Source organism: Methylobacterium oxalidis (assembly GCF_007992195.1).
GTDB classification, from domain to species: Bacteria; Pseudomonadota; Alphaproteobacteria; order Rhizobiales; family Beijerinckiaceae; genus Methylobacterium; species Methylobacterium oxalidis.
In genome coordinates, this window is sequence record NZ_BJZU01000050.1 from 81,981 (window position 1) to 90,118 (window position 8,138).

Annotated in this window: 7 protein-coding genes; 3 read left to right on the plus strand and 4 right to left on the minus strand. The window is 71.2% G+C overall.

Features of this window, described 5'->3' with window-relative positions:
* Window positions 1–179: 179 nt before the first annotated feature.
* Entirely contained in the window at window positions 180–1,682 is a 1,503-nt protein-coding gene (locus tag MOX02_RS13635; protein WP_147026336.1) for an NAD(P)/FAD-dependent oxidoreductase, read from the plus strand.
* A 36-nt stretch (window positions 1,683–1,718) separates the two neighbouring features.
* On the opposite strand, the gene MOX02_RS13640 is transcribed toward MOX02_RS13635, so the two are convergent.
* From MOX02_RS13640 to MOX02_RS13655, 4 genes are all read right to left on the minus strand, one after another.
* A complete protein-coding gene (locus tag MOX02_RS13640; protein ID WP_147026337.1) occupies window positions 1,719–2,861 on the minus strand; it encodes a GNAT family N-acetyltransferase in 1,143 nt (380 codons plus the stop codon).
* Window positions 2,858–4,207: a lipopolysaccharide biosynthesis protein gene (locus MOX02_RS13645; RefSeq protein ID WP_147026338.1), complete on the minus strand. Its 1,350-nt coding sequence runs from the start codon at window positions 4,205–4,207 to the stop codon at window positions 2,858–2,860. The genes MOX02_RS13640 and MOX02_RS13645 overlap by 4 nt, the downstream gene beginning before the upstream one ends.
* A 100-nt stretch (window positions 4,208–4,307) precedes the next feature.
* Window positions 4,308–5,273: an SGNH/GDSL hydrolase family protein gene (locus tag MOX02_RS13650; RefSeq protein ID WP_373866743.1), complete on the minus strand. Its 966-nt coding sequence runs from the start codon at window positions 5,271–5,273 to the stop codon at window positions 4,308–4,310.
* Window positions 5,240–6,331: an OpgC family protein gene (locus tag MOX02_RS13655; RefSeq protein WP_147026339.1), complete on the minus strand. Its 1,092-nt coding sequence runs from the start codon at window positions 6,329–6,331 to the stop codon at window positions 5,240–5,242. Before MOX02_RS13655 ends, MOX02_RS13650 begins: the two co-directional genes overlap by 34 nt.
* 216 nt (window positions 6,332–6,547) lie before the next feature.
* Here MOX02_RS13655 and MOX02_RS13660 point away from each other — a divergent pair, with 216 nt between their 5' ends.
* The gene (locus MOX02_RS13660; RefSeq protein ID WP_147026340.1) at window positions 6,548–7,447 is read left to right on the plus strand and encodes an alpha/beta fold hydrolase; all 900 of its coding nucleotides are present in this window, start codon (window positions 6,548–6,550) and stop codon (window positions 7,445–7,447) included.
* Between the two features lie 214 nt (window positions 7,448–7,661).
* A complete protein-coding gene (locus MOX02_RS13665; protein WP_147026341.1) occupies window positions 7,662–7,913 on the plus strand; it encodes a hypothetical protein in 252 nt (83 codons plus the stop codon).
* Window positions 7,914–8,138 lie beyond the last annotated feature (225 nt).

An 8,138-nucleotide genomic window follows, 5' to 3' on the forward strand; every position in this document is an offset into this window, starting at 1 on the left:
GGGAGCCTCCGTGATCCTTGGGCGCGATCCTAGCGGGTCCGGGTTAAGCTCCCGTCAACCCTGCCGAAAGCGCGACGCCCGTGCGCGCCGCAGAGCTTCCTTAACCATCCGCCCTGCAAGCTTGCTGCCAAACCGCGCCGTCTCGGCGCGCGGGCGGGGGCCCGATGCCGGAGCAGGGAATGAGCTACCACACCGAGACGCTGGTCATCGGCGCCGGTCCCGCCGGGCTCACGGCCGGATACCTCCTGTCGAAGCACGGGCGCGACGTGACCGTGCTGGAGCGCGATCCGCACCAGGTCGGCGGCATCAGCCGCACCGTGTCGCATCGGGGCTACCTGTTCGACATCGGCGGCCACCGCTTCTTCTCGAAGTCGAAGGCGGTGGTCGACCTCTGGGACGAGATCCTGCCCGACGACTTCATCGACCGGCCGCGCTTGTCGCGGATCTACTACAAGGGCCGGTACTACGCCTACCCGCTCAAGGCGTTCGAGGCGCTGCGAAATCTCGGCCTCCTGCAGAGCGCCGCCTGCGTCGCCTCCTACCTCTACGCCCGGGCGCGGCCGATCCCGAAGCCGCGGAGCTTCCACGACTGGGTGCGCAACCAGTTCGGCGAGCGCCTGTTCTCGATCTTCTTCAAGACCTACACCGAGAAAGTCTGGGGCATGTCCTGCGACGCGATCTCGGCCGACTGGGCGGCTCAGCGCATCAAGGGCCTCGACCTCGGCGCGGCCATCCGCGACGCGCTCACCCGCTCGCTCGGGCTGAAGGCGAGGGCGAAGCCCGGCGAGCCGGTGATCAAGACGCTGATCGAGTCGTTCCGATACCCCCGGCGCGGCCCCGGCATGATGTGGGAGGCTGCCGCCGCCAAGATCGCCCGGCAGGGCGGCCGGGTGCTGCTCGACCGCGGGGTCGACGGCCTCAGCTACGACGCGCCGACCGGCGTCTGGACGGTCTCGGTGCTGCGCGGCGACGGCTCGCGCGAGACCTACACGGCCCGCAACGTGATCTCCTCCGCGCCGGTGCGGGAACTCGTCGAGGCGATCAAGCCGCGCCCGATCAGCACGTTCCACGCCCGCGCCCTCCAGTACCGCGACTTCCTCACCGTGGCGCTGATCGCGCGCGCCCGGCACGAGTTCCCCGACAACTGGATCTACATCCACGACCCCTCCGTGCAGGTCGGCCGCGTGCAGAACTTCCGCTCGTGGTCGCCCGAGATGGTGCCGGATCCCGCCTTCACCTGCCTCGGCCTCGAGTATTTCTGCTTCGAGGGCGACGGCCTCTGGAACGCGCCCGACGCCGACCTCGTGGCGCTGGCAAAGCGCGAGATCGGCCGGATCGGCCTCGTGGCGCCGGAGGACGTAGTCGATGCCTGCGTGGTGCGCCAGCCGAAGGCGTACCCGGTCTACGACGAGGATTACCGGCAGAACGTCGCGATGGTGCGGATGGAACTGGAGCGGGACTTCCCGACCCTGCATCTCGTCGGTCGCAACGGCATGCACAAGTACAACAACCAGGATCACGCGATGATGACCGCGATGCTCACCGTCGAGAACATTCTCGCGGGCCATCGCCGCCACGACATCTGGCGCGTCAACGAGGACGCCGAGTACACCGAGGCCGGTGTTTCCGGTGCCGACGAGGCGCTCGGCAGCGAGCGCCTCGTGCCGCGCAAGGTCGCCTGAAGAACTCCGGGCGACCTCGCCGAGGCGGGGTCGCTCTCAGCGGCGGCGCAGGAGGCGCTTCGCCTCGGCGCGGGCCGCATCCTCGAAGCGCGCGAGGCGCAGGCGGCGCGCGAGCGAGAGGCCGCCGCAGCCGGGCGGGAGCGCGATCATTTCGGCGATCACCTCCTGGTCCCGGTAGAGGCCCTCGAGAGCCGAACCGGCGAGGCTCGCCGAGTCGAGCCGGTCCGCGAAGCCGGTCTCGTGCAGCGCCCGCACGATCCGCTCCTCCAGGAGCAGGCCGGGGGCGAGCGCCCGGTGACTCTCGTCGAAGGCGGTCTTGAGGAGCGTCGCGGTGCCCGCGCCGACGAGGGCGAGGCTGATCGCGACGGGACGCCCGTCGATGCTCAGCGTGTCGGCGCGCGCCCGGACCGGGCCATCCGCCTCCGCGAAGAGGGTGCCGGCCAGCGCCTGCGTCGCCGGCCGGCAAGCCATCGCCGTGCCGGCCGCGCCCTTCCAGCCCGCCCGCTCCAGCGCGAGAAACGCCTCCACCGCGCGTTCGAGCGCCGCGCCGCCGGTCGCCGTCTCGAAGGCGACCGTGCCGAGGTCCGCCATCCGCCGCTCCCGCCGCCGCAGGTCCTTCAGCCGGGAGCGGTGCGGGTGGCCGTCGAGGAAGGCTTGGTAGGTCGGGCGGCGCTCCAACACCGGCCTCTCGAACGACGAGACCGTGCCGATCTGCCAGCCGGCCGCCCGCAGCGCCGCGATCAGCCCGGCGCCGGCGGATGACGCGATCGCGAGGAGTGGCCAGCGCCAAGCGGCCCCGTTCGACGCCTCCGCGAGACCCGCCGCGAGCGCGGCGAACACCACGCCGTCGTCACACTTCGCCGCCACGAGCGGTGCCGTCGCGGTGACGAGCGGCGAGAGGAATGGCCGCGCGAGGCGTCCGCCGAGGCCGGCGAGATCGCGGCGGATCTCGTAGGGCAGGGCGGCGGCGAGTCGGTCGCCGCGCCAGACCGTGACGATGCGCCCGGAGGACGACGCGAGACCCGCCGCCCGGTGCGCCGCGAGGACGTGGCGCGAGGCGTGCGGATGCGGCCTGTCCGCCCGCAGAAAAAGATCGTCCCAGGCCGGGCCCGAGGCTTCGAGCTCGGCGAGGCTCAGGTGCTCGACGCGCAGGGCGCCGGGGCGGGGCAGGGGGATCATGGCTGCGTCCTTGCCGTCAAGCCCGACCAGACCGGCGTCGCGAGGCCGTGGACGGCGCGCGCGGCGAGCGCCATCGCCAGCCCGCGCAGGGTCGTGGCGGCGGCCATCGCCAGCGCCGCGCCGGTCACGCCGAACCAGGGGATCAGGAGGGCACAGGCGCCCGCGGCGACGCCCAGCAGGCCAAGCGTGATCGCGGCGCAGAGCCGCTCGCCGCCGAGCATCGTGAGCAGATCTTCGCCCGGCCCGAACAGGCTCGCCGCGACGCTTCCCGCCACGAGGATGGCGAGAGGCGTCAGGCTCGCCGCGAAATCAGGTCCGAACAGGCCGAGGAGCGGCGGTCCCGCCGCGACGACCGCGAGACCGACGAGGAGGGTCGCCGCGCAGGTGGCGCGGGTCTGCGCGGCGACGAGGCGGGCGAGCGCCGCCCGGTCGCCGAGCGCCTGCGCGGCGCTGAAGCGCTGCGCTGTCGCCGCCGAGGCCGCGTAGTGCACGAAGAGCACGAATTGCTGGATGCGCGTCGCTGCGAAGTAGACGCCGACGGCCTCCGGCGGCATCAGCAGCCCCAGGATCACCACGTCGACGAAGCTGAACGCCGCTCCGGCAAGGTCGGTGGCGGCGATCGGCAGGCAGGCGGAGAGCCAGGCGCGCCAGCGGTAGCGGCGCGGACCCGGCGGCAGGCTACGCCGCAGCCGACGCAGCAGGAGCAATCCCTGAACCGTCGCGGCGATGCCGGTCGCGACCAGCGTGCAGGCGAGCGCCACCCAGGCCTCGCCCGGTGCCCCGAGCAGGATCGCGGCGGCCATCGCGGCCATGATCAGGCCCTGCCGCAGCAGATAGGGCGGGCCGATCGCGAGCACCGCCCAGTTCTGGCTGCGCGCGACACCCTCGCAGAGATCCTGCAGCGCGAAGAGCGGCAGCACGAGTGCCGCGATCACGAGCGGGGTGCCGTAGGGGCCGGCGGCCAGAGCTGTGTCGAGGTTGACGATCACGAGGCCGAGGGCGGCGACGGCGAGCCCGGCAAGCACTGTCAGCGATGCGGCGGCGCGCAGGAATCCGCGGGCCTCGGAGAACTCGCCCCGTGCCTGGAGCGCCGGCAGGAAGCGGCAGGCGCCCTGCGAGAGGCCGAGCGTCGCCGTGTGCCCGAGGATCGCCACCCACACCCAGGTCGTCGCGAAGACGCCGTACTCGGCGCCGCCGATCAGGCGGGCCATCAGCACCTGTGCGGCGTAGGCGAGGCCGGCCGCAAGGATGCGGATTGCGAACACGTCGAGCGCCGCCCGGGCCGGTCCCGTCCGGACGGCCCGGATGCGGCTGACGGCCGTGCCGAGTGTGGGACCCGCTGCCATGCTGGCTCCCGCGCAGCGTGAGGGCGGCGCGCGGCCGTCCGACAGACCCGCTTACCGGACGGGCCCTTGAGGTCGGGTTAAGGGCGGGCGGGCGCCGCCCTCAATGGGCGTCCGGCGTCGGATTGACCTGTGGACCGGGCGTACCGTCCTTGGCCGCCGGCTGGAGACTCTTGCCGAGGACGGGGCCGGCCGTGCCGGTCGCGTCGGGCTGGAGCAGCGAGAGGGTGATCGCCCGTGTCACGTGCTCGGCCATGCAGCGCAGCCCTAGGTCGTTGAGGCGGAACTGGCGCCCCAGCATGTGGTCCTCGCTCTTGTCGGTGCGGCCGGAGAGAAAGCGCATAGCGGCGTAGCGCTGCACCAGCGGCACGCGCTCGCGGGCGGCCACCTCCTGCACCTTGTGCACGATGCTGAGGTAGTACTCGTCCTGCGCGAGGCTCGCCGTGTAGACGGGATCGACCAGCACCACGTCGATGTCGTGCGACTTGATCCATCGCACCGTCTCGTCGAGCGCGTCGGCGAAGGCGTCGAGCTCCACCCGGGCGAGAGCGTCGTGCGTGCCCACCTGCCAGACCACGAGGTCGGGCTCGACGTCCGCGACCATGCTGCGCAGGCGCTCAGCGGCGCCGGAGGCGATCTCGCCCTGGAGGCCGCGCGCCTCCACCACCACGTCGACGTCCGGCAACGAGCGCTCCAGCGCGGTCTCGAGCTTCACCGGGTAGCTCGCGGAGGCGCCGGGGCCGGCCGAGTTCGAGCCCACGGCGAGCACCCGCACCGGCCGCTTCTCCTTCAGCGCGGCCTTCACGGCCTGGAGCTTGGCCAGGGTGTAGAGCTTCGAGCCGGGCACACGGCACTCGGGCGAGAGGCTCGGGTCGAGGGCCTCGCCGGCGGGTGAGGCGGCCGCGGTCGGCGGCGAGACGACGGTGGGGGCCGGGCGCGCCACCTCCGGCGCGGGCTCCTGAGCGCCGCTCGGGGCTGCCAGGAGCAGCGCGAGGAGCGCGAGCAGGGCCGGACGCAGGCTGCCGGTGACCGCTTTCACGCCCGGGCCGGTTGCTTGCGGGAACGCCATTCGACGAACCATGCGGTGAAACCCAGTGCGAACAGGCCCGTTGCGAAGATGACAACGTCGATCAGGAGGCCACCACCCGTCCAGAACCGCAAGAGCTGACCGGCCAGACTGAATACCGATCCCATGGAGAACACCGCAAGCGAGTTCCGCCCGAGACTCGTGAGATATCCGACCACGACGCCGATCCGCGGCGCCAGCATCGCGTAGACCGCCTGGAACGCGAGCACCACGCCGAGGAAGTGGATGAGCCGCGCGGGCGAGAGGTAAGTCTTGTCGAAGGTGAAAATGAGGCGCGGCTCGGGGACGAGCAGCGGGTCCGGCCTCAGCTCCAGCACCGACAGCACGATGCCGACGAGCACGATGCCGATCCCGATCGGCGTCAGCCGCCGCGACCAGCGGCGCAGCGTGTCCGACTTTCGGTTCCAGTCCTCCAGCACGAAACCGAGCACGAGAAGGAGCTGCCAGCACAGCGGATTGAAGAACCAGTCGCCCTGGCCCGGCCAGGAAGGCAGGTTCCACTCCTCCACGAGACTCGTGAGATAGAGCCCCGTCGAGAGGGCCAGCGCCGCGAGGCGGCTCACCCGCGCGAGCAGGATGAAGACCGGCGCGATGCCGAGCAGCACCACGTAGAGCGGCAGGATGTTGAAGAAGCCGAGCTGGTGCGTCAGCAGCACGATCCCGACGATGGTCTGGATCGGGTCCGCGAAAAAGGTTCCGGCATTGTGCCACTCGAGGATCAGCGGGTTGTCGAGGAGGAGCGCGGTGCCGGCGATCAGGGCGAGCGCTATCGCCATCACGGTGATCTGTGCCCGGTAGACCTCGATCGTGCGCGACATCAGCCGCAGAACCGACCGCAGCGCCGGCTCCGGCCGTCCGTCCCGGGTCCGGGTCGCGATGCCGATCGACCATCCGGCCAGGAACACGAACAGCTCGGCCGCGTCCGAGATGCCGTACTGCGAGTAGGTGTAGCGCTCGAAGGTGTTGCCCGGGATGTGGTTGATGAAGATCGTCACGAGGGCGAGGCCCCGCCAGAAGTCGATGGCGTTTGCATCCCGCATCGCGGTGGCGGCTCCGGGCTGAGATGGGGCGTCTGGGCTCTGCGCAGCCGCATCGAACGGCAGGCCGGCCCTGATAGGACCATGCCGCCGCTTCTGCAAAGACGGACATGAGGCCAAGGCGCCGCCCCGGGGGCGCTGCGTCGCAGCACGAAACCCCGGCGCGCGAGCGGGGTTGCCATGGGAATGCGGTTCTGCCGCGGTGCGATAGAGATTTCGATGGATCTGCCGCTGGCGCAGGCTCGTGAGATCGTGATCCGGCCGAAGTTCGACGCCGATCCGATCGCGCGCGCCGCGCTCACCACGCCGTCCGGTCGCCGGGTCGCCTATGTCGAGGCCGGCGAGGGGCCGGATCTCGTCCTGATCCACGGTTCCCTGATGATGCTGGAGGACATGTGGCTCGGGCCGATGGCGGCGCTCGCGCGGCATTTCCGCGTGGTCGCCTTCGACCGGCCGGGCCACGGCGGCAGCTCGCGCGGCCGGCTCGCCGACGCCACGCCCTGGCGGCAGGCCGAGATCCTCGCCGAGGCGATGGACGTCCTCGGCCTGCGCCGGCCCCTCGTCGCCGGGCACTCCTTCGGCGGCGCCGTGGCGCTCGCCATCGGCCACGGCCGGCCCGAGGGCGTCGCCGGCGTGCTGGCGCTCGCGCCGATCTGCTTCCCGGAGTTGCGGCTCGAGCAGGTGCTGTTCGGCCCGCGCGCCGTGCCGGTCTCCGGCGACGTCCTCGCCCACGGCCCCGGCGCCGCGATCGATCCGGCATTGCTGCCGCTGCTCTGGCGCGCGATGTTTCTGCCGCAGGCGATGCCGCCTTCGATGAGGGCCCGCTTTCCGTTCTCTCATGCGCGGCGGCCCGCGGCGATGATCGCCAACGGTGAGGACGCGGCCGCTCTCTGGCCCGGCCTGACCCGGAGCGCGCTGTCCTACCCGAGCCTGCGCGCGCCCGTTCATATCCTGACCGGCGACGCGGATATCGTCGTGAACCCGCACCTTCACGGGCGCCTCGCGGCCCGGATGATCCCGGGCGCGCGTCTCGGCACGCTCGCGGGCATCGGCCACATGCTCCACCACGCCCGAATCGACGCGGTCGTCGCGGCCGCCCGCGATCTCGCCGGAGCTTGAGAGCGCGTCGCGGCAGGTCGCAACCGGGCTCGTTCAGGCATTTACGAATACAGCGCGGCGTGTCTTGCAGATCGTCCGTACCAAAACGCTCCGACTCCGTGAAGACGGTGGACGAGGGCGGCGCTGTCACAGTTCAAGCGCAATCCTTCGCAAATCCGAACCGCAATGCAGGGGCCTCGCGTTACTCTGCGGAAATCAGTTCGGATCGGTGCCGATGCAGGAATTGTTCAAGTTCGACGTGACGGAGGTCGCACCGCTCAAGCGTGCCGTCACCGACCTCGTCGTCAGTGCGCTGGGCGATGCGGGCCGTCCGAAAGCGGAGCTCATCGCCGAACTGCGTCAACTGGAATCGCGAGCCCGCGCCTTCGGCGCCGAGGCGCACATCGTGCAGGTGCTGGTCTCCGGCCGCCGGCTTCTCGGAGACCGCGAGGATCTGCCCACGCCGCAGGTCCGCGGGCGAGGCTGACGCCGCACCGGGCGTTGCCGAGATGTTCGGGGATTAACCTTGGTCTTGTGCGTGGAAGAACGCACGAAATTGTCCCTCGTTCACGATCGCGATCGGCCGTCCGAATGCGGAAGAACCACAGACGCGACCGTGACCTCCGGCCAATCGTCCTTATCCAACGCGACAGCCTCTAACTTGAGAGGCAGATGGCGTCCGCAGACCAAGGCTATTGTCTCTTTGCACGAG

Coding starts and splice junctions, on each gene's coding strand:
- MOX02_RS13635 (WP_147026336.1), top strand. CDS start 180: ATGAGCTACCACACCGAGACGCTGGTCATCGGCGCCGGTCCCGCCGGG.
- MOX02_RS13655 (WP_147026339.1), bottom strand. CDS start 6,331: ATGCGGGATGCAAACGCCATCGACTTCTGGCGGGGCCTCGCCCTCGTG.
- MOX02_RS13665 (WP_147026341.1), top strand. CDS start 7,662: ATGCAGGAATTGTTCAAGTTCGACGTGACGGAGGTCGCACCGCTCAAG.
- MOX02_RS13645 (WP_147026338.1), bottom strand. CDS start 4,207: ATGGCAGCGGGTCCCACACTCGGCACGGCCGTCAGCCGCATCCGGGCC.
- MOX02_RS13660 (WP_147026340.1), top strand. CDS start 6,548: ATGGATCTGCCGCTGGCGCAGGCTCGTGAGATCGTGATCCGGCCGAAG.
- MOX02_RS13640 (WP_147026337.1), bottom strand. CDS start 2,861: ATGATCCCCCTGCCCCGCCCCGGCGCCCTGCGCGTCGAGCACCTGAGC.
- MOX02_RS13650 (WP_373866743.1), bottom strand. CDS start 5,273: ATGGCGTTCCCGCAAGCAACCGGCCCGGGCGTGAAAGCGGTCACCGGC.